Here is a 25,052-nt window from a genome sequence, read left to right on the forward strand (position 1 = left end):
TCGTTGGGGATGTTGACTCCCAGTCGGCCAATCACACCACTATGTGCAGCAATCAGGGCGTTCCCCAGCGAGGCTCCAGCATAGGGAATCACGTCAAACATGCGGCCTGTGGTTTTATCCAGCACATCGACGAAGCGTACTTTCTGAAAATAAGAAGCCTGGACAATAGGTTCAGTGTCCAGCTGATTGTCCCAGCCTTGTGCTTCGGGCACATCGACAATGTGGTGGAATCCATTTTGAACCTGTTCGCCCAGCGCTGGAGGTCCAACGATGCCGATATCAAGCTCCAGGCTGTGGCTGTGGGTTTCGGTTTTGTAGTTTGCTGAAAAACCCAGATATAGCCAGGCCGCATAGGGACGGTCATCCAGGATCGGTTCTTTGGTGTCGGTGTTTTCGGGAGTGTAGATTTTCTGATTGAGTGAAACGCCAAAATTGGTGGTGGATTCCGCCAGTTCTTTTTTTAAGGCTTTGGACCAATCAGTCAGTGTGGGGGCCCAGGATGGAATGGTGTCTTCGGCATAGATGTAGGCAAAACGAAAACCGCTGCTATAATCGTCGTCGGAGTTCGGTCCACCCATGCGACGGGTGTCGTTTTCGATCGTGGCGCTGTAGGATTCGCCTTTGCTGGCGGCGATAGCCAGCGGGCTGAATCCTGCAAAAACAAATGCCGCCAGCAACCACGCTCTAATCAAGATGCTCATCCTCTTCCAGGAAGCGCCATTGGCCTTCGGGCAACTGACCCAGACGGATTTTTCCGATGCGCACACGCTTTAGACCTGTGACTTTCAAACCGACCAGCTCGCACATGCGGCGGATCTGACGCTTTTTTCCTTCCTGCAAAACAAAGCGCAGCTGATCTTCATTCAGCCATTCCACTTTGGCAGGTTTTAATTTTTTGCCATCCAAAGAAAGACCGAAATTCAGAAGCTTCAGTTTGTCCGGCGGCAGCTGACCTTGCACACGCACGATGTATTCTTTTTCGAGTTTGGATTCTTCGCCAATGATTTTCTTGGCGATGCGTCCGTCCTGCGTGAACAGCAGCAACCCTTGCGAATCAATATCCAGGCGACCGGCGACGGCCAGGCCTTTGAAGTGTTCTTCTTTTAAGCGGGTTCTGGAATTCCCGAACTGATTCTGCGGGGTGATCAGTTTGATTGCGGGTTGATACGGTGGTTCAGGTTGGGCGGAAACATAACCCACGGGTTTATTCAGCAAGATCGTCGCCAGACGTTTTTGCTGTTTCAACGCCTGAGCTTCCAGGGTGATTTTAACATCCGGACTGACTTTGGTTCCCAATTGGCTGACAACCTCACCATTGACCATGACAAGGCCACGGGAAATATAATCATCAGCCTCGCGGCGGGAACAGATGCCTTTTTCAGCCATCAGTTTGGAAAGGCGTACTTTGTTGTCTTCGCTCATAGGCGGATCTCCGTCCAGATGTTGTCCATCTCGTATAGGCGCAGATAAGAAATCTCTTCGGACTTCATCTGTTTTTTTAGTTTTTCCAGAAAATAAAGGCAGATGTTTTCTGTCGTCGGGATATTATTTTTGAATTCGGGAATCACAAAGTTCAAATGTTCGTGATCCAGAACAGCGGTCAGTTTGTTTAAAACAGACTGATAATGCTGCTGTTGTTGTTTCCAGTTGCCGTTCTGACAATAAAAGCCTGCCTCCAGCACATAGTTGTGCCCATGCCCGTACTGCGTATAGCAACGGCCAAAGGTTTCGCGGTTCTTATGCTCATCCCATTGGGGTTGAGCATAAAAGTGCGCAGCGCTGAAAGGGCTTTTAAGGGTGATGATCATTTCAGATTGATCCCGCCATCCACCGACAGCACGGCTCCGGTGGTCCAGGAGGAAAGATCCGAACCCAGGAAATAAACGGCACGCGCGATGTCTTCAGGCCTTCCGATGCGACCCAACGGCTGTAGACCGCCCATTTTATCCAGTGTCGCTTTTTTCTGATCTTCCGGCAAAGCATGGAACTGGTGAATCGGGGTGTCGACCAGACCTGGACACACGCAGTTGGCGCGGATATTCAGTGGTCCGCCTTCCAGGGCCAGACTTTCTGTCCAGTTCACCAAGGCTGCCTTCACCGCCGAATAAGCAGACGTCGGGCCTTGAGGGCGCAACCCCAGTGTCGAGGAGATATTCACGATGCTGCCGCCACCTTGTTCTTTGAAGTACGGGAAGAAAGCGCGAACAATGCGCAATGGTCCCAGCATGTTAACTTCAAACTGACGGCTCCACAGTTCATCAGTTCCGGATTCTGTGGTGTTGCTTTCATAGATGCCGGCATTGTTCACCACGCACTCCACGCGGTGGATTTTAGCACCCATGACTTCGGCCAGGCGCTTGTTCAGTGCTGGTTCATCAGACAGGTCACAGGAAACGATGGAAGCGCCACTTCGGCATTTCAAAGCCACGTCCTGCAGGCGCTCTTTGTTGCGACCCATAAGATAGACAAAGTATCCGTTTTTGGAAAATTCGATCGCGGTGGCAGCACCGATGCCGCTGCTGGCGCCAGTGACTAGGACGGCTTTTTTCACGTTGGACCCCCGAAGCCCCACTCCGACTTCGTCGAAGTGCTGATGGATTTGAACTGGACTTATGGTAGCAAAAGAGGGGACCGAAGAGAAGTCATGTCCATGCGCGAAGCGACGTCTATCGGAATAAAGTTCTTCTTTGTCGGTCTTTTGATCTTCGGGGCCTTTTTCAGCCATTTTTAATCCCGGCCACGCCGAGGAGGCTGGAGTGCCGGCATAAAAAAAAGCCGGGTGGGAGCCCGGCTTTCAACGGATGAATTCGAAATAGGAACGGCTTTAAGCCACTTTTTTGGCTGCCGTGTAGTGGTAGTACTTCTTGTCGAAGTCTGGCGCCTTCATGCCTTCTTTTGTGATCAGGCCGGCTTTAAACCAGTCAAAGTGTTCTGCGCAGAAACCTGCTTTTTCAGATTTCTTTTTGCAGCCTTCGCCGCAGCAGCGGGCAGATTCAAGAGAAACGACATTGTTTGGGATCTGTTTATCAAATTTTTTGTCAGCCATACGTGTGACCTCCAGATGAAATCTTAAGCTGGTTGATTGTCTTAAGACATAAGACTTATCGGCGAAGGTCTTGCGGACTTTAGGAAATCTTCTCAAGTTTAGAAGTCTCAGTTTGAGACACGTATTGGCGATTTTACGAAGGAATAAGGCCTCTTCTTCAGAGGCCTTGCGGGTTAGATCAGCTTTAAGAAGCGGCCCAGATCAACGGGTTTAGAGAACAAATACCCCTGACCGAAACGAGCTCCCAAGGTTTCAAGCACCAGCGCTTCTTCGTGGTGTTCGATGCCTTCAGCGATGACTTCAATATCCATGGCGTGCGCCAAGTGGATGATCGAGCTGACCACGGCTTTGGATTTTGGATCACTCAGAATTTTCATCACGAATGAACGGTCGATTTTCAGGAAGCTGATCGGCATCTGGGTCAGGTATTGCAGACCCGAGAAGCCGGTCCCGAAATCATCAATGGAAATTGCATAGCCCAGGCTGCGGCACTGGTTCAGGGCATCAATGGCGATCGCGCCATCCATCATGATTCTTTCGGTCATCTCAAGTTTGATGTTCTGAGTGTGCAGGTCATGCTTTTCACGCAGATCCTCCAGGTTGTTCACGAAATCAGAATGCGTGAACTGACGGCCGGAGATATTGATGCTCATCATGAAATCATCAGCCATGCGCTCTTTTTTATTCAGACGCAACTGATCCTGAATGGTGCGCAGATCCTTCAGGGCCTGATTGATAATCCAGTGACCAATCGGAATCACCATCGATGAATTTTCGATGATATCGATGAAAAGATTCGGGGAAACCAATCCATGCTGCGGGGAGTTCCAGCGCAAGAGCGCCTCGCAACCCGTGATGGTTTTGTTTTTCAGATTCACGATCGGCTGATAGAACAGTTCAAATTCCTTGTTCTGGAAAGCCTGGAAGATCTGGTTTTCAAGTTTGATCTGATCAAGGGCACTCTGAGTTCCATCGTCGCCAGCGCCCGAATTGTCGAATTCAACCTCAGAGATGCGAGAGCCACCAGGGCCGCCGATATTTTTGCGGCGCAGACGTTTGAGTAAAACACGCATCAGAAGCTGAACGACTTTGTCAGCGGTGGAGACGCGTTCCAATACCTGTTGTTTGGTGACGATGGCCAAGCGGACATCTTCCAAAGCGCGCACACTGGCAGAGCGGTTTTGATTGTCGATCAGGGCCATTTCACCAAAGATTTCGCCTTCCCCCAGGATGGTTAGGGGAATTTCCTCTTTGTCTTTGGTGAGATAAATCAGCACCCGTCCTTTTTCGATGATATAGGCGCAGTCACCTGCATCGCCTTCGCTGAAAATGATCTGATCTTTGTGGATGTCGACGGACTGAGCTGCTGCATTCATATGAGTTTTATTCTAGGGTCTTTGGTGCAGGTTGGACAAGTCCAGCTGATTCATTTGATTCAGTTTCCATCCCGTAAATTCGGGTTTGGCCAGCATCGAGAAATGAATGGCTCCCAGCGGAATCAGCAGGTGTCTTTTCATCAGGAAGTCCATGCCGGCCTGACACCATTTCTTTTGCTCCTGGGGTTTTTCCGCCTTCGCAAGTGAGGACAAAATGTTTTCATACTCTGTCGACTTTAAGCGGATGTAGTTTTCCGGGCTCAATGGCGCAAAGGTCTCTAAGGCAGCAAGGCAGGTTGGACGATCCGGAGCCACACCCTTACGGAACACCGCCGGAGGGTTCTGCTGCAGGATTTGCAGATAGACTTTGTTTTCGCGGGACTCCAAATGCGTTTTCAGGCCCGCGTTTTTCAGCCACTGGTTTTGCATCCATTCGGTGGCGCGTTTGTGGTCTTCACCGCCAAGACTTGAGAACATCAAAGTAAAGGTTGAAGTGTTCTGAATCTTGGGAACTTTCTTTAAGTCAAAGTCGTAACAAGGCGCTTTTTCCGGAAACCAGGAATCCGGAACCCCCATGCAACCGGGGCGACCTTCAGAAGAGAAAATCTTCTGAAGCTCCACGTAGTTCAAGGAATACGTGAAGGCTTTTCTTAGGTCTTCTTTGTCTGCCAACTCGGGTCCAAACCCCAGATAGTCCAGACGGGTGACCGGAATCCAGTGAAAGTCCGGGCGCTTTTTATGGCTGGGAATGAACAGTGTCGGAAGCCGACGCAGGAACTGCAGTTCGTTCTTTTCATAAAGCTGCAAAGCCACGGTGTCTTCTTCGATGAACAAAAACTCCACATTCGGACGCTGCGGGTGTCCGCCCTGATAGGCTGTGTTTGCGGCCAGGATGATCTTTTGCCCTTTTTTCCATTCAGCCAGTTTGTACGGGCCGGAATACGCGCCAAGATCTGCCTTGGTGGGGGCCAGTAAGAAGCTTGAAAGATTGTATTCAAAATCAGGGTCTGGTTCCTGGAACTCAAAACGCAAAGTCAGGGCATCCGGCGCTGAAATTCCCAGTTCGCTGGCTTTGGCTTTACCAGCATAAAAATCCTGAGCCTTTTTGATTTTGAAAAGCAAATCCGCGCGCGGAGCTGCGGATTTGGGATCGAGAATCTTTTTATAGGTGCGCAGGAAGTCTTCGGAAGTCAGAGGTGTTCCATCGCTCCAGCGCAGATCTTTTTTCAGGCGGCAGGTCAGGTTCTTTTTCTTGTCACGGGTGCAACCGCTGCCAAGATCCGGAACCAGGCCCTTTTGGTCATCAAAGGTGAAAATATTGCGATACAGATTTCCCAGCAGGTAACTGGAAGCTGAAGTCTTTTGTTTGTTTGGATCCATGCTGCCTGGTTCATTGGCAAGATGCAGGCGAAATGCCTTGGGGTTGGCAGAGGCAAAAACGGGAAAAACCAGAAGAAGTGCTAGGATGATTTTCATGCTTTAAAGACTAACTTAAGGGCGGGATGATTAGAAGCACGAAAATGACCGGGAAAAATCATAAAAAAACGGCAGGGGATGCCTGCCGTTTTCGGGTTTCAACTTAAGGATTGAACTATTTGTCCAATTCCATTTTTGCAATCGTTTGCAATTGCATGTTGGTTGTACCTTCGTAGATCTGACCGATCTTCGCGTCACGCCAGAATTTCTCAACTGGATATTCTTTGGTGAAGCCGTTACCGCCGAACAAGTCGATGGCTTTGGAAGTGATTTTCTCTGCCGCGCGGGAAGAGTAAAGTTTCGCCATAGCGGCTGCTTCGATGAAGTCCAGGCCCGCGTCTTTCAGACGAGCGGCATTGTAAACCATCAAACGAGCTGCTTCCAGCTCTGTGCGCATTTCTGCCAACTGGAACTGAACGCCCTGGAAGTGAGCGATTGGTTTGCCGAACTGTTCACGGCCTTTTACGTAACCCAAAGCCGCTTCGTAAGCGCCTTGAGCGATACCGATCATCTGAGCGCCGATACCGATGCGGCCTTCGTTCAGTGTTTCAATTGCGATTTTGTAGCCTTTGCCGACTTCGCCCAAAACGTTTTCTTTTGGAACTTCGCAGTTTTCAAACAGCAATTCGCAAGTGGAAGAAGCGCGGATGCCCAGTTTATCTTCTTTTTTGCCAACAGTGAAACCTTTGAAGCCACGCTCAACGATGAACGCTGTAATGCCTTTGTAGCCTTTTTCAGGCGCCATGTTGGCAAATACGATGAAGATGTTAGCTTCGTTACCGTTGGTGATCCACAATTTGGAACCATTCAGAACCCATTTGTCACCTTTGTCTTCTGCTTTCAATTTCAATGCGAAAGCATCAGAACCGGAAGAGGATTCAGACAAAGCGTATGCGCCCACGTCTTTGGAAGCCATCTGGCCCAGGTATTTGGATTTCTGAGCTTCAGTACCCCATTTAAGGAAGGCATTTGTTGTCAGAGTGTTTTGAACGTCTACAAGAACGGAAACAGAACCGTCCACACGGCCGATCTCTTCAACTGCCAGGCAGGCCATGAAGAATGTGGAACCAGCACCGCCCCATTTTTCAGGAGTTTCGATACCCATCAAGCCCATTTCGAAAAGCTTCGTCAGGATTTCTGGTTTCATCTTGGCTTCTTCATCCATGTGAGTCACATGAGGTTTGATTTCGGATTCTGCAAAAGATCTTACAGCATCACGGAAAGCCTGTTCATCTTCAGAAAGTACGGTCAGCGCCGGACGCGCATGAGTCATATCAGACATCTTATTTCCCTTCGATCGGAAGCCCTGCCCTAGGGGCCTACACCTAACCCTTCGCCTTCGGACAGTCCTCGCGGACGCCATCCCTTTGGGATGTGCTGCTGCGGAACTTGGCGCAGGGCTAGGTGTAGGCCCCTAGGGCAGGGCTTCAGTTCTTGTTAAAACGTATTCAGAACCGTTTTAAATCTGTTTTAAAACTGTTTGTAAAAACGGGAGTCACGGTAACGTTTTTGACAGATTTATTCAAGACCTTGGAATGATGGGAGCTTTTCTCTTAACAAGCTGTGTTAAGCTGAATTGCACTTTAAATGTGCAAGTGTTTTATCGCACTAGACATGAGTCTAGGTGTGTTTTAGCGTGAGGTTGTATGGATATGATGGAAATCGGCGCCAAGATTGGTGTCTACTTTATTCCTTTTCTTTTTGCACTTTGCTTCCACGAGTTTGCGCACGGTTGGGTGGCGCGTCTACGTGGGGATAACACGGCGGAGCAGATGGGTCGTTTGACTCTGAACCCGGTGGCGCACATGGATTTGGTCGGGACGTTGATTCTTCCGATCGCCGCCATTGCGTTTTCTTCGCCGATCTTTTTTGGTTGGGCGAAGCCGGTGCCGGTGAATTCCCGCAATCTTAAGAATCCGCGTGTGGATATGTTCTGGATCGCTTTGGCGGGTCCGCTTTCGAACATCCTGCTGGCGCTGGTGGGCGCTTTTGCGATCGCTCTGGTGGCGAAGTACTACTCCTTCGGCATGTATGCCAAAGGGGCTGTGACGATTCTTCAGACCTTTATTGTGACTAATATGTTCCTGGCTGTTTTCAATCTTTTGCCGATGCATCCGCTGGATGGTGGCAAGGTGCTGGCGCGCTTCCTGCCTGCCAGCTTGAATTATAAGCTGGAACAGAATGAACACATCACCAGCATGGTTTTGATGGTGCTGGTGTTGACGGGAATGTTGCGCTTCCTGGCTGAGCCGGTTTACTGGAGTTCTCAGCACCTGATCAATCTTGCGTTGAGCGGGGTGGGCGTTTAAGGCTTTGCTGCGGCGCAAACGCGTCGAGTGGGGCCTTTAAAGAGTTGTTGAATAATCCAAAGCCGCTTGATTCAATCTTCGGCGTTTGGACGGGGACTGCGAAGTGCGTTCCGGTTTTAGTGAAAGGGTAGAGGGGACCATCTTTCATGAGTATTACAGTACAGTTGCCTAAATTCGAAGGACCTCTTGGACTTCTTCTTTACCTTATCCGTAAAGAGGAAATGGACATCATGGATATCAAAGTCCATGAGATCACCAAACAATACCTTGAATATATCAAATTGATGAAAGAACTGGATCTGGAAGTTGCCGGAGAGTTCGTGGCCATGGCTGCGACTCTGATCCAGATCAAATCCCGCATGCTTTTGCCTCAGTACGACGAAAACGGCGAAGCTATCGAAGTGGAAGATCCGCGCAAAGAGCTGGTTCAGAAACTTCTTGAATACCAAAAGTACCAGGAAGCAGCGAAGCTTCTTTACGATCGCCCGCTGGTGGGTCGTGATGTGTGGTTGCGTGGAACCCGTGAAAAGCTGGATGAAAAAGAAGAGGAAATTGTTCTTGAGGACAACGCCCTGTTCTCTTTGATCGCCAGCTACCGTCGCATTTCCCGTGCAGTTAAAAAGAAAATTCACCAGGTGGCGGCGAAAGCCCAGTCCATCTCCAGCCGTATCCTTGAAATGAAGGATCGTCTGATTGTCGGTCAAAGAACCACAATGATGGAGATGGTGACGGCGACGGAAGACCGCGCCCGCCAGGCCCTGATCACCTTCCTGTCTTTGCTTGAACTGGGTAAAATGGGCTTTGTGGGTCTGTATCAGACCGAAGCTTATTCTGACATCTGGGTTGATACCAAAAAACCGATCGAAACTGACGTTTTGAGCCGGGTTGAAGAGTACGATTCCATGCGCGCTGATGAAGTCGCGGCAAAAATGATGGAAGAAACCAAAAAGATCGACGCTGACGAAGATCTTTTGGCGGAGAATGAAGAAACTGAAGAAGAAAACAACCAGCTGCAAATGGACTTGGGTGCTGGTCTCACAGACGACATCGCTTTTGTTGATACAAATGTCGATGATATCGCCACGGACGACGAAATCTTGGCTGCTGAGAGTGAATTGTTTAAAGATGACGTGACGGAAGTGTAGAGGGGACCATGTCTGAAGAAAAAGACGATTTGATCAACGAAGAAATGAATCACGCTGAAGAATCTGAAGGCTTCGAAACTGAAGCTGACGTTGAAACTGACGAGCTTTCCGCCGATGGTATTGAGTCCGACGCCTCTGTATTCCTGCAGGAAGAAGAGGAATCGGAAGGTTTCCTTCCGGAAGTGTCTGATGATGAAGTCGACGCCCTGGAGGCCTCTGCAGAAGAGGACGAAGTGTCTGTCGACGGCACGGAGCTTGACGGTTTTGATTCCGCTGAAATTGAAGAAGTGGAATTCGTCGAGGAAGAGCGCCTTGAAAGCATCGTGGAAAGCGTGTTGTTTGCCTCAGACAGACCGGTAAGTCTGGCTTCTTTGAAACTACTGTTCAAAGGGACCAACATCCGTGGTGACAAGATCCGCCGCGCCCTGGATCAGCTGGCCGTTGAATACGCTGGCGGCCGTCGTGGTGTGACCCTGGAAGAAGTTCCGGGTGGATACCAGCTGCGCACTAAAATTGACAATATGGAATTCCTGAAGCGCACATTGAAAGCGCGTCAGTTCAAACTTTCCGGCCCGGCTTTGGAAGTTCTTTCCATCGTGGCCTATAAACAGCCGACCGTGAAAGCGGAAGTGGACGAAATCCGCGGCGTTGAATCCGGTCACTTGCTGCGTGCTTTGATGGAGAAAAATCTGGTTTGCTTCGAAGGTAAATCCGAACTTCCAGGCCGTCCTATGCAGTACGGCACCACCAGAAAGTTCCTGGAGATCTTCGGTCTGAGAAGCTTGAAAGAGCTTCCAACCCTGTCCCAGATTGATGAGCTTCTGCCGGATGGTATTGATGAACAGCAGGCGGAAGAAAAACCGACTCTTTCCACCATCACCGATAGCATGTCTGAAACTTACATTGGTTCTTACTCTCAAGGAGAGGAAGAGCTGATGAAGATCCAGGAACAGCTGGAGGACATCGCGACTTCTTCCAACTTCTTTGAGGAAGAAAAGCGCCGTCAGGCTGAAAAACGTGATCAGGAACGCGCTCAGAACATCCGTGATGCTTTGGCGTTCGGCGAGCCGGTTTCCACTCGTGATCAAAACTGGCTGACGAAGTACGATGAGGCTTTGGCTGCGGGGACCACTTTGGTGGCCATGGCAGCTGAAAAGAAAGCCGCGGCTTTGGAAAACATGAAAAAGCCGGCAGTGACTGCTGAAAACGGCGAAGAAATCTCTGAGGAAGGATCTGAAGAGACTTTGGAAGCTTCCATGGACGAATCCGAGAGTGAATCTCTGGACGAATCCACCGACGGGGATGATTCCGAGCTGGAAGAAGCTGTCGTAGCATTTGATAACGACGAAGATCTGGATGAGGCTTCAGACGATCAATTATTCGCTGACTCTGATGATGAATCTTCCGAAGAAGAAGAGTTGCCATTCCTGGGTGAGGCGGACGACATTGATGAAGAAGGTGAAGCTTCTGTTTAAGACTCTTCTGAGTCTTTGGATCGTATATAATATCTTTGTGATGTTGGTGATGCCCAATGTGGGTGCCTATTTCGGGCGGGTGACTGCAAACGTGGTCACTCCCTACGCCAACACGGTGGGTTTGAATGCCGGGTGGAATTTCTTTTCCCCCGAGCCAGCCCATCCCATGTATCTGAAATACACTATCAATTATCTGGATGCTGAAGGCGAGGAATTGAAAGAACCGGTTTACGGCTTTTTCCCTTTGGAAATCGCCAAGGACAACCGGCCTTTGCCGAACATCACCCGCAAGCGGGAATGGGCCTTAATGCGCTATATGGTGCTGGACCCCAAGCGCCTGCGCGTGCTGATGGGGCCGTGGTTCTGCCGTCAGTATCCGGGCGCCACGTCTGTGGACATGGAGCACGTGATAGAGACCATTCCATTCCTTGATCAGGCCGTGCGTTTCCGTGAGGACAGCGTCAGCGATCTGTCCAAAGAGGTCCAGTATATTCGGGAATCCTATTCCTGCACGGGTGGGGATGAGGAGAGTTTATGATTAAAAAGCTCTGGGCTCATTGGGATCAATTCTGGTTTGCGCCACAAAATCTGCTGGGTCTTGCGTACATGCGGATCATGCTGTGTGCGACGCTGCTTTATATGAATCTTTCCCGATTCTACAATCTTGAATTTTACACAGACTCCAGCTGGATTCCGCGCAGCCGTGCGCTGGAAGTGATGCCGGAACTGGGGCGCCCGTTGTTCCTGTGGACGTTCTGGCCGGACAGCATGAACTTTGTGATGAATCTGGTGCTGGTGGTGATTTTGGCTCTGCTGACCTTGGGGATTGGCGGGCGCTGGCTGATGGGGATTGCGTGGATCATTAATGCCGGATTCCTGCAAAGAAACTATGCGGTGAATTTTGGCGCGGATGTGATCGGGGCGTTGTTCCTGTTCTATATGGCCTTCACGCAAAGCTGTGAGCGCTTGAGTGTTGTGAATCTGGTGCGCAGAAAAAAGACGTTCCAGCTTAGCGATACGGTCAGCTCGATGATGATTCGCATGATGCAGGTTCAGATTTCTGTGATCTATGCTTACACCGGGTGGGAAAAACTTAAAGGTGGCAGTTGGTGGGATGGAACCGCATTGTGGAGTGTTCTGGCAAATCCCCAGATGACGACGATGGACTTTTCGTTCCTGCGCCATTTCCCGTGGGTGATCCCGGTGATTGGTTATGTGACGATCCTGTTTGAAATCTATTTCCCGGCGATGGTGGCCTGGCCCAAGACCAGATATCTGTGTCTGCTGTTGGGGCTTTCGTTCCATGCGGGGATCGGCATCTTTATGGGTCTGATTCCATTTGCCACGGTCATGGTGTCGACATACTTCCTGTTTCTGGATCCCCAGCTTCTTGAAAAGACTCTTGTGAAGACCCGCTCTGTGGTGCGCATTTAAATGAGTAAAGCCCTGATTGGAAAAATCGTGAATGGACTGTTGGTTGTGGCAGTCCTGTGGGTTGTGATCAATCGCCTTCCGGGTATTATTGATAACTTCAATAAGCAGAATCAGCCGGCGCCTTCGTTCGCAGTGCCCTTGCTGGATGGAACCTTGTTTGAGTCAGAAAAAACCGGGAAACCGCTGGTGGTGGTGTTTTGGGCCACGTGGTGCGGACCTTGTGAAGTCGAACTTTCCCGCTTGCAAAAGCTGATTGATGAAAAGATCATTCCTGCAGATTCGGTTCTGGCTATTTCAAGTCTGGAAGATCGTCATCTTGTTCAGACAACCGTGGATCAGCGCCGCTATACATTCCTGGTGGGCGTGGATATCAGCGGTCAGGTGGCCGGTCTTTATGGAGTTCGCGCCACGCCGACGACGGCCTTGCTGGATAAGAATCATCAAGTGACCTGGATCACCACCGGGTTAAGTCCGCTGTTGGAGTTAAAAGTCCGGGGTCTTTTTAAGTAAAACCGCATTTATCGCAATTTGGGACGGGGAAACCGTCTCAAAACTGGACCTGATGAAAAAACTCGTTTAAGCGTCCCTGCACCTCATTTATTCTATAAAGGTGGGGGAGCTCATGAGATCAGTACGATATTTTGCAGGACTTTCAAGTCTTTGTCTTCTGTTGGCGGCCTGTCAGCCAGTCGAAGGCGATTCGCTGTTGACTGATAAACAGGATGATTCCAGCACTCATACTCTGGATAAAACTCCCAAATCAGAAGAGCTGACGGTTCAGCTTTTCTCTCCCACCATCAACATGAAAAACACAGACACCAAAGCCGAAATCACCGGCGAGTGCTATGTTTCGACTTATCCTTCCCACAGACTGATTGTGATGAATGGCTCCACACAAATGGCTTTGGTGGACACGAATCCGGCAACGGCAGCCAATGCCAACTATGCCACTTGTAAAAACGGGCGCTTTAATTTCTCTTTGAATATTGCGTCTTTGGCTTCCGGCGTTTACAGCATGCGAATCATCATGCAGGCCTTCGATGCGGACGGGAATGCCGTGATGAACGAAGCCCGTGCGGCTCCGACGTTCACTCTTACAAAATAAAATTGAATTCGTTTTTAAGCTTCAAAGGAGCCTCTTGATCCTTGGTTTCAAGAATCAAGGTGTCCTTCAATTGCAGGTCGCGGATGAAGTCCGCACGTCTGTGCAGTGGAATTTCTTTTCCGGTCACAGTTGAAAAGGTCGAATTAAAAGGGGTGCCCAGCAATCCTTTTTCCTGGTGCTCCACATTCGTCAAAACCTCAAGAATTTCCAGCGCCAGTTCTTTCTGGGTGGAGTTTGTCGGGATTGCGGCTCCCCACATCAATAGGGCACTCAAAAACGGGTGAGTGCCTCCGCGGAAGTCGCGATTCAGTGGGGTCTCCACAGCACCCTCATCGCTGGTTTTGCTCAGTTGATCCAGCTGCAGGGTCAGAATTCTTTTCGAACTGATTTGTTCAAGCAATCCCTGTTCTTTCCAGGTCTGGAAGTGCTTTAGCAGCAGATCCTCGTCGGCCAGCAAAAACAGGAAGGTCTCTTTTTTGTTTTTCAGATAATCCAGGAAGGTTTCATCCAGTGGAGTATCAATGCCGGTTTTCATCCAGTAAATGGGCAGGAAAGTAAAGGTCTCGGGGTTGCGGCTTTTTACGAAATCCGTCGACACTCGTCGCAGCAGTTCCCCTTGAATGCCGGCCACATTGGCCAAAAGATTCTGGTGCGCCAGAGTGTTGGCCCAGTACGAAGGCAGGAAGATCAAATCGGCGGAAGGACTTGCCACCACGTTGGCCAGCATGGATTCCCAGTCACGGGTCACTGTGACGGAAAAACGCACATGAAGTTCTTCTTCCAATTCCTGGCGCAAGTTCATCGGGAACAGGACTTCATCCGTGGTCAGAACTGAAATTTTCCGGGGAGTGCTGAAGTAGCTTCGAGAAATGCCTTGGGGCAGGACTCCGTGCAGAAATCCCACCCCCATGCAGATTAGAAAAAAGAAGATCCAAAGAATGTTGCTTTTCACGCAACTCGACTAGAACGCTTCGTCGAAGGCAACTGCGCCGGATACGCCTGTTTGGTATGCGGAAACGCGTCTTTCGAAGAAGTTGGCAAGTTCTTGCATGTCCTGAAGTTCCATGAAGATGAACGGATTCTTCACGTTGTAGCGTGGAGCAATGTTCAGGCTTTCAAGGCGTTGATCAGCGCAGTACTCAAGATATTGTCTCATGTCTTTCGCAGACAAACCGGCAACACCCAGGTTCAGTACGTCGTGAGCAAATTCCATCTCGCATTCGATGGCGTCTTCAAGCATTTGCACAACCATGTCTTCCATTTGCTGGTTGAACAATTCTGGTTCTTCTTTACGAGCTGTTTTAACAACTTCGATCGCGAAGGCCATGTGCATGGACTCATCACGGAAGACCCAGTTGGTACCAGACGCCAAACCAGCCAAAAGACCTTTGGAGCGCAGGAAGTAAACGTAGGCGAAGGCTGCATAGAAGAACAGACCTTCAACGCAAGTTGCGAAGCAGATCAGGTTCATCAGGAAGCGGCGACGATCTTCGATCGTGTTCAGCTCTGTCAGCTCGTTGATGGAATCAATCCACTTGTAGCAGAAGTCTGCTTTCTTTTTGATGGACGGAATGTTTTCAACCGCTGCGAAAGCTTCCGCGCGTTCATCTGGATTTGGAATGTAGTTATCCAAAAGTGTCAGATAGAACTGAACGTGCAAAGCCTCTTCATAAAGCTGACGGGACAAGTACATGCGACCCTCTGGAGAGTTCACGTGCTTGTAGAGGTTCAACACCAGGTTGTTACCCACGATAGAGTCACCCGTTGCGAAGAAAGCCACCAAACGACGGATCAGATGTTTTTCTGACTCGGTCATTTTGGAGTGCAGGTCCACAAGGTCTGTAGAGAAATCAACTTCGTCCACAGTCCAGGTGTTCTTGATCCCGTTTTTGTACATTTCGTAGAAAATCGGGTATTTCATCGGGCGCAAAGTCAGGTCAAAGCCAGGATCCAAAATCATAAAAAACTCCAAAAAAGTACGCGCTAAAAAAGCGCAGGTTCAGCTTCGGGGGCTTGTGCCCCCTTAGCACTCCGCGGGCGAGCCGCGATTACTGACAAGCTTCGCAGGCTTCCGGATTTTCCAGGGAGCATGCGATCACTTCTGCGTCAGAGTAAGACTTCTTGGCTTCCTGAGCAGGAGCTGCGTCCATCATGCTTTCAGAAGCCGTTGGATTTGCAGAGTTGCTGGAAGCTTTCACAGTCGTTTTTGCGATTTTAGTCGCAGGACGAGAGCGAAGGTAATAAGTCGTCTTCACGCCTTTTTTCCATGCATACATGTACATGGAGGAAAGTTTTCCGATAGTCGGGCTTTCCTGGAACAAGTTCAAAGATTGAGCCTGATCGATATAAGCGCCACGGTCAGCAGCCATATCAACCAAGGACTTCATCGGGATTTCCCAAACAGTGCGGTACAATTCCTTGATTTGTGGAGGAATCATCGCCACGTCCTGGATGGAGCCGTCCTGAAGTTTGATTTCGTTACGAACTTCTTCAGTCCAGATGCCCATCGCTTTCAAGTCACCCACAAGGTACTTGTTGATTTGCATGAACTCTCCGGAAAGAGTCTCACGTTTGAACAAGTTGGAAACTTGTGGTTCGATCGCCTCGTAGCAACCCACGATGGAAGCGATAGTTGCTGTTGGAGCAATCGCGATCATCAAAGAGTTTCTCAGGCCGTGCTTTTTGATTTTCTCTTTCAGCTTCTCGAAACGCTCTGGTTGGGAAGGTGTCACACCCCAAAGGTCGTATTGCAACAAACCTTTGGCTGCTTTGGTCTGCTCGTAAGCGCCGTGAGGACCCAGCTTCTCAGCCAGTTCACAGGAAGTAACCAATGCATTGTAATAGATCTCTTCCTGGATTCTTGCAGAAAGATCACGAGCCGCTGCAGAGTCAAACGGAAGCTTCATAAGGAACAAAGCATCCTGCAGACCCATCACGCCCAAGCCCACTGGACGCCATTTGTGGTTGGAGTCCTGAGCAGTTGTGATCGGGTAGAAGTTGATATCAACAACGCGGTCCAGGTATTTCACAGCTGTGCGAACAGAACGAGCCAGTTTTTCGAAGTTGAACTGACCGTTTTCCACGTGGCGAGACAGGTTCACAGAACCCAGGTTGCACACTGCAGTTTCTTTGTCAGAGGTCACTTCAAGGATCTCTGTGCACAGGTTGGAAAGGTGGATCACGTTTCCAGCTTCGCCAGTCTGGTTGGCTTTCAAGTTTGCATGGTCTTTGAAAGTCATCCAGCCGTTACCAGTCTGAGCCAATGTTTTCATCATACGGCTGTACAGGTCGCGGGCTTTGAGTTGTTTAATGTAAAGTTTCTTTTCTTCGGCTTCAACGTAAGCTTTTTCGAACTCTTCACCGTAAGTGTCCACGAAATGAGGAACCACTTTCGGGTCGAACAAAGACCACATTGCATCGGCTTCAACACGCTTCATGAACAAGTCTGGAACCCAGTTTGCCAGGTTCAGATTGTGCGCGCGTTTTGCTTCGTCACCAGTGTTGTCGCGAAGCTCAAGGAACTCCTCGATGTCACCGTGCCATGTTTCAAGATAAACGCAGGCTGCACCTTTACGTTTACCACCCTGATTTACTGCCGCAACGGAAGAATCCATTGTTTTCAGCCAAGGGATGATACCGTTGGAGTGACCGTTGGTCCCTTTGATCAAAGAACCACGGGAACGAACGCGGGAGTAAGCCACGCCGATACCGCCGGCGAATTTGGACAGAAGGGCGATGTCCGTGTATTTCTGATAGATGGCAGACAAGTCATCGCTTGGAGAATCCAAAAGATAACAAGAGGACATCTGCGGGCGCATAGTGCCGGAGTTGAACAAAGTCGGGGTGGACGGCATGTAATCGTGAGAGGAGATCAAACGATAGAACTCGATAGCCTCTTCAACAGATTGCGCCAAACCGCAGGCAACACGCATGAAGAAGTATTGAGGAGTCTCAAACACCTGACGAGTTGTTGGGTTTTTCAATAGATAACGATCATAAACAGTTCTTAGACCGAAGTATTCGAAACGGTCTGTTCTGTACGGCTCGATAGCCGCGCAAAGAGCTGCTTTGTTGGCTTCAACGAATTTGTAAGTGCCCTCAGCAAGAAGACCTGCCTGGAAGCCGAAGCTTACAGAGTCTGCGAAAGATTGAATCTTCTGAGAACGAACTTCTTCGTCAATATATGTGGAAAGAAGGCGGGCCGCCAGACGGGAATACTCTGGGTCTTCACCGATCAGCAAAGATGCTGTCTGGATACAAAGATTATCCAATTCTTTGGTGGAGGCGCCATCATAAAGACCGCTGATAGCTTTAGTGGCAACACGCAAAGGATCTACCTGAGTCAATCCTTGGCAGTTCTTGGTTACGCGCTCAACGATTTTCGTTACGTCCACTGGCTCCAGTGTGCCATCGCGCTTTTTAACTCTCATGATGTGAGCTGTTGTTTCCAACATGGCTGTATCCCCTCTGCCCAGTTCCGTTTGGGCAAAAAAATCCCGCCCCAAGATCTTCACCCCTCGTAAAGACTTAGGTCTGGTTAGTGCATATATAAAGTTGTATGGTAATTGGTGAGAACGAAGTTGCTAATCCTTAGCTGTTTCCCTTGAATCCCCCTTAGTTCGCCTTTCGGCTTGCCACTATATCTAGTGGTCTCTAATTGGTGACATATCCATATGCCGGGTATCTCTCTCAATTCCGATCTTGTAATTCTTTCGATGATGTTTCAAGAACAATTTTAAAAATAACGCCGATTTTTTTGTGACGTTGCCCATCAATTAAGCAGAAAAAGGTTTCCCTTTGACTCGTCTGTCGTGCAAACAAAACTGGCAAGAGGTTGTAATTTTACCTCGTAAAACCAAAGTCCAGTGCTGAAACCTTAAATTTAGGGGCTTAAAGCTGAAATTTCCCTGTACTGATCTTACACGATCTTAAATTGTGCAGAAACTAGGCAAGGACTGCGTCTGTTCTTTGTGATTTTTCGAACAAGCGCTTCTGCAAAAGCAGGTCAGAGTCGTTCAAAGCCGCGAAACTCTGGGACTGATAAGAGCCGTGAGCGCGCAAAGAATCAATAATGTGCTGGTGCATGCCCATCTTGTTTCTGGTCCACTCCGGCGCCACAAGCTCATCCCAGCGCGAAGAATACGCCGCCAGACGGTGCAGAGCCAAACGCGGAGAAAGATGCTGCAGGAACAGCTCCACACGGCGTGTGTAGGTGTCCTTGTCGATCGGTAGGAATTCACCCTTGTGATACATCTCTTCCAGAGGAGTGTTCTTCAGAACATGCAGGTTGTGCAGTTTCACGTTGGTGATTGGCAGGTCGTTGCAGATCTTCGCCGTTTCAATGATCTGTTCATCAGTTTCCGTGGGACTTCCAAAGATCAAATGAATGCCCAGATCCACGGTCGTGGATGAAGCAATTTTGTGAATGGCCGCGATGGAATCTTCCGCCGTGTGCCCCCGGCGCATGAACTCCAGCTGGTCATTGTAGAAGCTCTGCACACCCAGTTCGACCGCCACGAAGGATTTTTCGTGATACTCCTGCCACAGATCCAAAACAGACTTGGAAAGGCAGTCCGGACGGGTGCCCACGGTGAAACCCTTCACCCATGGATAAGACAAAGCCACGTCGAAATTGTTTCTAAGGGCGGACACCTTGGTGAAGGTGTTGGTGTAGGCCTGGAAATAGATCAAGAAGGCCTTGGCGTTATACTTTTTGCTGATAATGCCGTGGTACTTTTCGATCTGCGCACGTAGCTCCATGGAAAGGCTTTCGGCGTTGGCGGCAGAACCCCAAACATCGCAAAACACGCAAGTCTGCATGCCTTTCAGGCCACGGCGGTTCGGGCAGTCGTCAACGACAGCCACTGGCACCTTATAAACCTTTTCACCAAAGAGTTTATTGTAGTGCTCACTGATAGTATGATAGGGAACCCCTAACCAGCCTTTTTCCATAGGCACTTTTACAGGTTTTTTCTGCGGGAAGTCAATCAAATGAAGTCTTGGGCCGATATTGGTTTTGAAATTGAGATCACGGGCGATGAAAGCCCCAGTTTGCGTCTGCTTGAGTCTATAGACGGTGCCACCGATCGCGGCGAGACCATGCATCACTCTGGCGGGGCGTGCTCTGAGACGTTGATGATCTACGGAGATCCTGCAAAACAGATCCTTCAGAAAGTACAGAAACCTCATTTTCTAGTGGTGGGCCTGGGACTTGGCTACATTGAGCTGGTGATCGCACGCGAGGCATTGCTTTTGGGGAAAACGGCTGCGGATGTGGGCTTGATCACAAGTTACGAAAGTGTCCCGGAACTGCGTGAGTTTTTCATTCAATGGTTGCATGACGATCGTAAGGATCTGCATCCTGAGGTGCTGCAAACCTATGATCAGGTTTTGCAAAGTGTTTGTCGCAACACTTCTCTTGATCCGCAGAATCTTAAGTTTTTCTTGAGAAATCATTTTTCAGATGTCAGCAAAATCAGCGGGGCTCTGTATGCGGACGTCGAGCTGGTGTCGAAATATCACTGCATTCTTTATGATGCCTTCAGTTCCAAAACCTCTCCGCATCTGTGGGAAGAAGAGTTCCTGAATAAGATTTTACGAGAGGGGACGGAGGAGAAAAGTCTTCTGACTACTTATGCTTGCAAGGGGAATTTGAAGCGCGCACTGAAAGCCCAGGGCTTTGAAGTGATCTTGCGCGAAGGTTTTCAAGGTAAGCGCAACTCCACTTTGGGTCTTAAAAACGTCTGAATTTGTAACGTTGTTCGGACTGAAAAGCTCTTGCTAAATACCATCAATAAATCTTTACTTAGTTATGTCTTTGATTGCGAACGTATCAGCTTTGCTGCTCTTGACGTCAATAGCATCGGCCAAGCCGATTGTGATGGCGACGTTCGCCATTCCTTTGATGGTGGAAAGCCCTGAAAAAGGCCTTTTCGTCAATCTGACCCGGGAAATTGCCAAGCGCAACTCCCGACAGGTCGAGATTCTGGTTTATCCCACCGGCAAAACTCTTTTGGCTTTCACCAACAACAAGGTGGACGGCTTCTTTCCGGCATTGGACGTTTATGTCCCTCAATCCTCTGCCAAATCCAGCGCTTTCTATCGTAAGGTGGACTATGTCTTCTACAAAAAAGACAAACCACTTAGAAGCCTGAAAGATCTTGAGGGCAAAAAAGTCGGCCTGACTTTCCGCTATCCTTACGTCAGAGAACTTATCGGCAATAAAAAGATCCGCTTTGAAATGGCGGCTGATGATGTGCTGAATATGAAAAAGCTGGGTAAGGGCCTGATTGATGCTTTTGTTGTGGAAGAGCGTTCAGGGTTGAAGGCACTTCAACTCAGTGGGCAGAAGCAGATTGAGTTTGATCGCAGCCAACCACTCTCTGAGCAGGTCGTGTACTATGCGTTTCAGGACAACGAAGACGGCAAACGTCTTGCCGATATTTTTTCCAGAACCATTGAGACCATGAAAAAAGACGGCAGCCTCGATCGGGTCCTGACCGAGACTGTCGCCACCACACCTTAGTTATTCCACAGTTCCCAAGCGGATCTCGGCATCAAGGACAATGTATAATTGCGCCTCTTCGCCCAGACTCCACTGCAAATCATAAAGTTCACTTTGGCGAGGGTATTTGGAAATCAAACCTTGCAACAATCCTTGAGCTTCCTGACGGAAGGCGCCTTGAGCGGCCCGGGACTGTTTTGCCTGAGGCTTCAGGGTTTCCGCGCGGAATCTCCATAGATCCAGCTGGAAATTTTCATAGTCATGAAGACTAGAGCCCATACGAGCCGAGATCGTATTCAGACGTTCTTGAGCTTCAGTCAGATCGCTATAAGCCATGTCGCGCTGACCTGCCATGATGTTCTTGGCCGCGCGCAAAACCTTGATTCGCGCCCACATGAATTCGTACGGGAATTCAAACACGCCATCTTGAGCTGCGGTCACAGAAGCAGTTTCAAGCAACGCCAGGGTGCGATCCAGTCCAGCAATGGTGCTGTGATCCTGTTCGTTGGCGAGATAAGCCTTCACATAGTATTTCATAGAGTCATACCAGGCGGGCTTCGTGGGGTCTTCCCACGCTTTGGTGGTTCCCAGAATCTCGACCGGAGCTTTTTGTCCCGGACCCAGCAGGCGGAAGCCCACAAAGTGAGAACGGTTGGTCGGGTAAGTTTCTGCCACACTCATCCACCATTGCATGCGGCCTGGTTGCATCACGTGGGTCGCTGCCGTGTACAGCTTCGTCGTGGTGCGACCAAAGGATCTGGCGCCCACCAGCTCGTCGGTGTGACCACTTAAACGATTGATCACCCACTGGGCATCAATTTTCCCGAAGTCTTCATTCATTGTGCGTTCGACATGGGCCAGACGCGCGCGGGTTTCCAGGGTTTTATTCAGGCTGTATTCATAACCTTCCTGGCTGGTTTTTCCTCCCAGGAAGTGATTGCTCTGGCCCAGGAATTTGTTCTGCGCACGACGAGCCACCACCACGGTGTCTCCGCTCAGCTCAATGGAAGCGGATTCGTCGGTTTTGGCGTCAGAGATAAAGAATGTCCACGCACCAAAGCCCTTGCGGGTCTGGATCATGGCAATAGCCTCATTAAGGTTGCGTGCTTTCAACAGAACAGAATGCAGCAGGTAAGGGGCGATGTCGGATTCACCACGATCATAGCGAATCTGGGTGCCCTCGGTTTGCAGTTCATGCAAGCTCACAGACAGGCCGTGGTTGTTGATACCACTGATGCCTCCGGCATAGTGCAGGCCCGCAGAGCCCAGACCCACAGAAGTGGTTCCGTTTTTCTGACGGTTGATCACGATGACCTGTTCAGGTTCATAGAAGCCCAAAAGGCCCGTATCGAAGTTGCGACCATGTAGGAGGGCCCCATCCCTGGAGCTGCTTGCAGATGCACTGATCCCTGTACAACCCATTTTAATGGATCTTAAACCCTGAGCCAGCAGCTTGAAGGGCTTGGCCAGAGTGTTCCCGATAAAGTAAGGCGCGCAAGAGGCAAAAACCTTCATGGCTCCTTTGCGGGGGCTTTCATCCATCTGTCTTTGCATTGAATCAGCAAAGATAGAGAACTCCACCATGTAATTGGTTTCTTCAAACGCCGTCCACGGAACCTGGCTTCCGGCATCTTTCAATCCACGGTGCAGATTCTTCAGTCCGGTTTTAAATTCGTCCGAAACGCTGGCGCGATAGTTGTCGATCACGCATTTTTTAATCAGCAACAGCTGATCCTGGGACTTTTTGTCCAGGGCAGAGAACGCACGTTCGGTGCGAACCTGAACGCCCTTCAAAACACCCGCTTCAATTTCTTTCTTCAGGAAATAGCCGTGGAAATAAGCGGTCTCAGAAAAACCACCATTCAGGTCCAGCACGTGCACCGATTTGGAGGTGCCCGGAGCCTGACAGACAAAGTGCTTTTGACCTTGCAGTTCATTCTTAAGAACACAGTCCGCAAAGGCAGAGCCGGGAAGTAAAAGAGCCAGAATAAAAAGACGCTTCATAGGATCCCCACAGAAAGATAGATGGAAAAGCAGAAGAAACCGCAGGCGGCCACGATTTCGATTTTTCTTAAGAATTGCTTAATAGGCCCGTGCAGTCTTTTTAGCCCCCACAAAAGAGCAAGGAAGCTGACCACAAAGGTCAGAAGATACACGATAACTCCCAGCCACAGGGACTTCGCATCACGCAAGTGAACGAACAAACCTGCATAGATTAAAACCAGATGGAAGTTGGACAGGGTCAAAGCCAGACTCTTGGTGAATCCCTGATGGGGGATTTCAAGTGACGCTGGCTGCTCTTTGGAAAGCAGAACTTTCAAAGAGTAAGCTGACAGAACCAGCGCAGTCATTGCAGTCAGTGTGACCTTAAGCCATTCCTGGTGAAACAATGGACTTTTTAGCAGGGCCATCGCCAGAAGGATGTAGGTCACATCCCCCAGTAAAAAGCCTGCAATCGAGGACCAGGGCCAGGTGCGGCGGGACACCAGGCTGCGAATGATGCTGAAGCTTGCTGGCCCCAGCGCAAACGCTGATAAAAAACCCACCGAAATCATCCACAGAATCATTGCGCAAGTCCTGTCTGTTCCAGGTTGTTGCGGATGAAGCTCAGGTATTCTTCAGCAGTTTCAAATGTTGTTTTCATTTTGAACTGACCGCGGCTGCGGTTCTTCTCGAAATATGCCTGCAGATAATCAGCATTCATGATTTGCACTTGTGCCGGACCCAAGACACCCACTTCGCGGCAGTCATGGTAGTCGCCATTCAATTTTTGCATCTGTTGATCCAAAGTGGCGGCCAAAGCCTCCACGTCGATGTTCGCTTTTTCCGGAACGAACAGTGTCCAAAGATAAGCGGCTTTGCCGTTATTCAGAACCGGGGACAGGAAGAAGTGGCGCAGATCGACATTGTGGGAGTTTTTGGTGTTTAGATAGCAATCCAGGATTTCATCATCGCTGACTTTTTCAGCCGCCAGGTTCATGCCGGTGGATTTGCGACCCACGAACTCGAAAACAAGGTCGCCGTTATTCAGGTCAAAGCTGACAACGTCTTTCATGCAATAGTGAATCATTCCGTTTGGAGTGCCGACGTTCAAATAGTAAGCCACGCCCATTTCGATCTGGTGCAGGCCGACGTTTTTTTTAGGGCCATTGACCGGAGTGAAAGAGTAAATCAGGTCCGGGTTCAGGAAGTAACGCTGGCGGCCGTTTTCATACTTTTCGTATGGCAAACCGATAGCAGCTTCTGTTGCCGCATAAACGCCGTAATAGTTCAGTTCATGACCCACCAGACGGTCAATACGCTCTTGGTATTGTTTGATCGGGGTGGCTGCATAAACGAAAACTTTCAGGTTCGGCCAGATTTCGTTGATGTGAGTCTTGCCGGTTTTTTGCAAAACCGCTTCAAAGATAGAGATGATATAAGTAGGGATTCCGCTCACCACTTGAATGTCCTGCTGGATGGATTCGTTAACCAGCATTTCAATCTTTTTGTCCCAGTTGGAAATAGCCAGCACCTCCCGGCAAGGGAAGGTGTTCTTGGCCAAAGCCTTTGGAACACGGGTGGACAGAATCCCGGAAATGTAACCAAATTTAAAACCATTCTGTGAATACAGGTATGGATCAGAACCGAAAGTCAGACGACCTGCCTTTAGCAGATTCAGATTCGGCTCCAAAGTGGACAGTTTGCTTGCGATACGCTTTTGAGATTTGATGAACATGCGAATCATGCGTTCATTATAAGGAACGCGTTTGGAGTCTTTGCCGGATGTGCCGGAAGAAAGACCGAAATAGTCCGCTTTGTCTTTAAAAAGAATGTCTTTATGGCCTGCGGCGATCATGTCGACATAAGGCGCATATTCGTCGTAACCAAACACAGGTACGTGGTTTACGAATTCTTCATAAGAGTGGATGTGGGACAGGCGCAGATCTTTATAGATGCGCGTGCCGGTCATAGAACGCTTCAGGCTGGCAAAGTTCTTTTCTTGCTTTGACAGAAGGTCCTGGTGATTCACGGTCATTCTTTGACCGTATGTTTTCAGATACTTTTGACCCAGGGACTGGACAACATGATTCACTGCGAACATAAAAAACTCCTTCGTTGGAATGGAGGCAATTTATTTCGATTTAGAACCTTTGTCGCTTTAACGCGTTGACAGTAAATGAGGGTTTTTGTCGAATTCGC

24 protein-coding genes are annotated in these 25,052 nt (G+C 49.4%); 9 read left to right on the forward strand and 15 right to left on the reverse strand.

What is annotated here, in order from left to right; genetic code table 11:
• The 8 genes from ACNQKP_RS14325 to ACNQKP_RS14360 form a co-directional block, all read right to left on the reverse strand.
• The coding region (locus ACNQKP_RS14325; protein WP_417865420.1) for a lipid A deacylase LpxR family protein at nucleotides 1-701 on the reverse strand (701 nt) is incomplete at its 3' end.
• A complete protein-coding gene (locus tag ACNQKP_RS14330; protein WP_417865422.1) occupies nucleotides 685-1,422 on the reverse strand; it encodes a pseudouridine synthase in 738 nt (245 codons plus the stop codon). The genes ACNQKP_RS14330 and ACNQKP_RS14325, both read right to left, overlap by 17 nt.
• Complete coding sequence (locus ACNQKP_RS14335) at nucleotides 1,419-1,808, reverse strand: 6-carboxytetrahydropterin synthase (protein WP_417865424.1); 390 nt, start codon at nucleotides 1,806-1,808, stop codon at nucleotides 1,419-1,421. The genes ACNQKP_RS14330 and ACNQKP_RS14335 overlap by 4 nt, the downstream gene beginning before the upstream one ends.
• Nucleotides 1,805-2,551, reverse strand: a complete 747-nt coding sequence (locus tag ACNQKP_RS14340; RefSeq protein ID WP_417865426.1) for an SDR family NAD(P)-dependent oxidoreductase — start codon at nucleotides 2,549-2,551, stop codon at nucleotides 1,805-1,807. Before ACNQKP_RS14340 ends, ACNQKP_RS14335 begins: the two co-directional genes overlap by 4 nt.
• A 273-nt stretch (nucleotides 2,552-2,824) precedes the next feature.
• Nucleotides 2,825-3,046 (reverse strand): hypothetical protein, encoded by a 222-nt coding sequence (locus ACNQKP_RS14345; RefSeq protein ID WP_374032984.1) that lies wholly within the window; start codon nucleotides 3,044-3,046, stop codon nucleotides 2,825-2,827.
• Nucleotides 3,047-3,219: 173 nt separating this feature from the next.
• A complete protein-coding gene (locus tag ACNQKP_RS14350) occupies nucleotides 3,220-4,422 on the reverse strand; it encodes an EAL domain-containing protein (RefSeq protein ID WP_011164423.1) in 1,203 nt (400 codons plus the stop codon).
• A gap of 12 nt (nucleotides 4,423-4,434) precedes the next feature.
• On the reverse strand, nucleotides 4,435-5,898 hold the full coding sequence (locus ACNQKP_RS14355) for a peptide ABC transporter substrate-binding protein (RefSeq protein WP_417865428.1): 1,464 nt from the start codon (nucleotides 5,896-5,898) through the stop codon (nucleotides 4,435-4,437).
• A gap of 115 nt (nucleotides 5,899-6,013) precedes the next feature.
• On the reverse strand, nucleotides 6,014-7,180 hold the full coding sequence (locus ACNQKP_RS14360) for an acyl-CoA dehydrogenase (protein ID WP_417865430.1): 1,167 nt from the start codon (nucleotides 7,178-7,180) through the stop codon (nucleotides 6,014-6,016).
• A 364-nt stretch (nucleotides 7,181-7,544) separates the two neighbouring features.
• Here ACNQKP_RS14360 and ACNQKP_RS14365 point away from each other — a divergent pair, with 364 nt between their 5' ends.
• The 7 genes from ACNQKP_RS14365 to ACNQKP_RS14395 all read left to right on the forward strand — a co-directional run bounded on the left by ACNQKP_RS14365 (nucleotide 7,545) and on the right by ACNQKP_RS14395 (nucleotide 13,366).
• Entirely contained in the window at nucleotides 7,545-8,207 is a 663-nt protein-coding gene (locus ACNQKP_RS14365) for a site-2 protease family protein (RefSeq protein WP_417865432.1), read from the forward strand.
• Between the two features lie 146 nt (nucleotides 8,208-8,353).
• Nucleotides 8,354-9,352, forward strand: coding sequence for a segregation and condensation protein A (locus ACNQKP_RS14370; RefSeq protein WP_011164428.1), 999 nt, complete (start codon nucleotides 8,354-8,356; stop codon nucleotides 9,350-9,352).
• 8 nt (nucleotides 9,353-9,360) lie between these two features.
• Nucleotides 9,361-10,827 (forward strand): SMC-Scp complex subunit ScpB, encoded by a 1,467-nt coding sequence (gene scpB, locus ACNQKP_RS14375; RefSeq protein ID WP_374027207.1) that lies wholly within the window; start codon nucleotides 9,361-9,363, stop codon nucleotides 10,825-10,827.
• Nucleotides 10,802-11,365 carry a hypothetical protein gene (locus tag ACNQKP_RS14380; protein WP_417865434.1) on the forward strand — a complete coding sequence of 188 codons (564 nt, stop codon included), beginning with the start codon at nucleotides 10,802-10,804 and terminating at the stop codon, nucleotides 11,363-11,365. The genes scpB and ACNQKP_RS14380 overlap by 26 nt, the downstream gene beginning before the upstream one ends.
• The gene (locus ACNQKP_RS14385; RefSeq protein WP_417865436.1) at nucleotides 11,362-12,261 is read left to right on the forward strand and encodes an HTTM domain-containing protein; all 900 of its coding nucleotides are present in this window, start codon (nucleotides 11,362-11,364) and stop codon (nucleotides 12,259-12,261) included. The genes ACNQKP_RS14380 and ACNQKP_RS14385 overlap by 4 nt, the downstream gene beginning before the upstream one ends.
• Nucleotides 12,262-12,771 (forward strand): TlpA disulfide reductase family protein, encoded by a 510-nt coding sequence (locus ACNQKP_RS14390; protein WP_417865438.1) that lies wholly within the window; start codon nucleotides 12,262-12,264, stop codon nucleotides 12,769-12,771.
• 112 nt (nucleotides 12,772-12,883) lie between these two features.
• Nucleotides 12,884-13,366, forward strand: coding sequence for a hypothetical protein (locus ACNQKP_RS14395; protein WP_417865440.1), 483 nt, complete (start codon nucleotides 12,884-12,886; stop codon nucleotides 13,364-13,366).
• On the opposite strand, the gene ACNQKP_RS14400 is transcribed toward ACNQKP_RS14395, so the two are convergent.
• The 4 genes from ACNQKP_RS14400 to ACNQKP_RS14415 all read right to left on the reverse strand — a co-directional run bounded on the left by ACNQKP_RS14400 (nucleotide 13,356) and on the right by ACNQKP_RS14415 (nucleotide 19,318).
• Nucleotides 13,356-14,276 carry a hypothetical protein gene (locus ACNQKP_RS14400; protein WP_417865442.1) on the reverse strand — a complete coding sequence of 307 codons (921 nt, stop codon included), beginning with the start codon at nucleotides 14,274-14,276 and terminating at the stop codon, nucleotides 13,356-13,358. The two genes, ACNQKP_RS14395 and ACNQKP_RS14400, sit on opposite strands and share 11 nt — an antisense overlap.
• 51 nt (nucleotides 14,277-14,327) lie before the next feature.
• Nucleotides 14,328-15,326 (reverse strand): ribonucleotide-diphosphate reductase subunit beta, encoded by a 999-nt coding sequence (locus tag ACNQKP_RS14405; protein ID WP_038449231.1) that lies wholly within the window; start codon nucleotides 15,324-15,326, stop codon nucleotides 14,328-14,330.
• Between the two features lie 88 nt (nucleotides 15,327-15,414).
• Nucleotides 15,415-17,820, reverse strand: a complete 2,406-nt coding sequence (locus ACNQKP_RS14410; protein WP_417865444.1) for a ribonucleoside-diphosphate reductase subunit alpha — start codon at nucleotides 17,818-17,820, stop codon at nucleotides 15,415-15,417.
• Nucleotides 17,821-18,310: 490 nt separating this feature from the next.
• Nucleotides 18,311-19,318, reverse strand: coding sequence for a TIGR01212 family radical SAM protein (locus ACNQKP_RS14415; RefSeq protein ID WP_417865446.1), 1,008 nt, complete (start codon nucleotides 19,316-19,318; stop codon nucleotides 18,311-18,313).
• Between the two features lie 39 nt (nucleotides 19,319-19,357).
• On the opposite strand from ACNQKP_RS14415, the gene ACNQKP_RS14420 reads away from it, so the two are divergent.
• Both ACNQKP_RS14420 and ACNQKP_RS14425 read left to right on the forward strand, forming a co-directional pair.
• The gene (locus tag ACNQKP_RS14420; RefSeq protein WP_417865448.1) at nucleotides 19,358-20,113 is read left to right on the forward strand and encodes an MnmC family methyltransferase; all 756 of its coding nucleotides are present in this window, start codon (nucleotides 19,358-19,360) and stop codon (nucleotides 20,111-20,113) included.
• Between the two features lie 64 nt (nucleotides 20,114-20,177).
• The gene (locus tag ACNQKP_RS14425; RefSeq protein ID WP_417865450.1) at nucleotides 20,178-20,891 is read left to right on the forward strand and encodes a substrate-binding periplasmic protein; all 714 of its coding nucleotides are present in this window, start codon (nucleotides 20,178-20,180) and stop codon (nucleotides 20,889-20,891) included.
• Here ACNQKP_RS14425 and ACNQKP_RS14430 read toward each other — a convergent pair whose 3' ends face one another.
• The 3 genes from ACNQKP_RS14430 to ACNQKP_RS14440 are packed head-to-tail and all read right to left on the reverse strand — an operon-like array spanning nucleotide 20,892 to nucleotide 24,954.
• Complete coding sequence (locus ACNQKP_RS14430; RefSeq protein WP_417865452.1) at nucleotides 20,892-22,874, reverse strand: C45 family autoproteolytic acyltransferase/hydolase; 1,983 nt, start codon at nucleotides 22,872-22,874, stop codon at nucleotides 20,892-20,894.
• On the reverse strand, nucleotides 22,871-23,437 hold the full coding sequence (locus tag ACNQKP_RS14435) for a LysE family transporter (protein ID WP_417865454.1): 567 nt from the start codon (nucleotides 23,435-23,437) through the stop codon (nucleotides 22,871-22,873). The genes ACNQKP_RS14430 and ACNQKP_RS14435 overlap by 4 nt, the downstream gene beginning before the upstream one ends.
• On the reverse strand, nucleotides 23,434-24,954 hold the full coding sequence (locus tag ACNQKP_RS14440) for a GH3 family domain-containing protein (protein WP_417865456.1): 1,521 nt from the start codon (nucleotides 24,952-24,954) through the stop codon (nucleotides 23,434-23,436). Before ACNQKP_RS14440 ends, ACNQKP_RS14435 begins: the two co-directional genes overlap by 4 nt.
• Nucleotides 24,955-25,052 lie beyond the last annotated feature (98 nt).

Source organism: Bdellovibrio bacteriovorus (assembly GCF_048286975.1).
GTDB lineage: Bacteria > Bdellovibrionota > Bdellovibrionia > Bdellovibrionales > Bdellovibrionaceae > Bdellovibrio > Bdellovibrio bacteriovorus_H.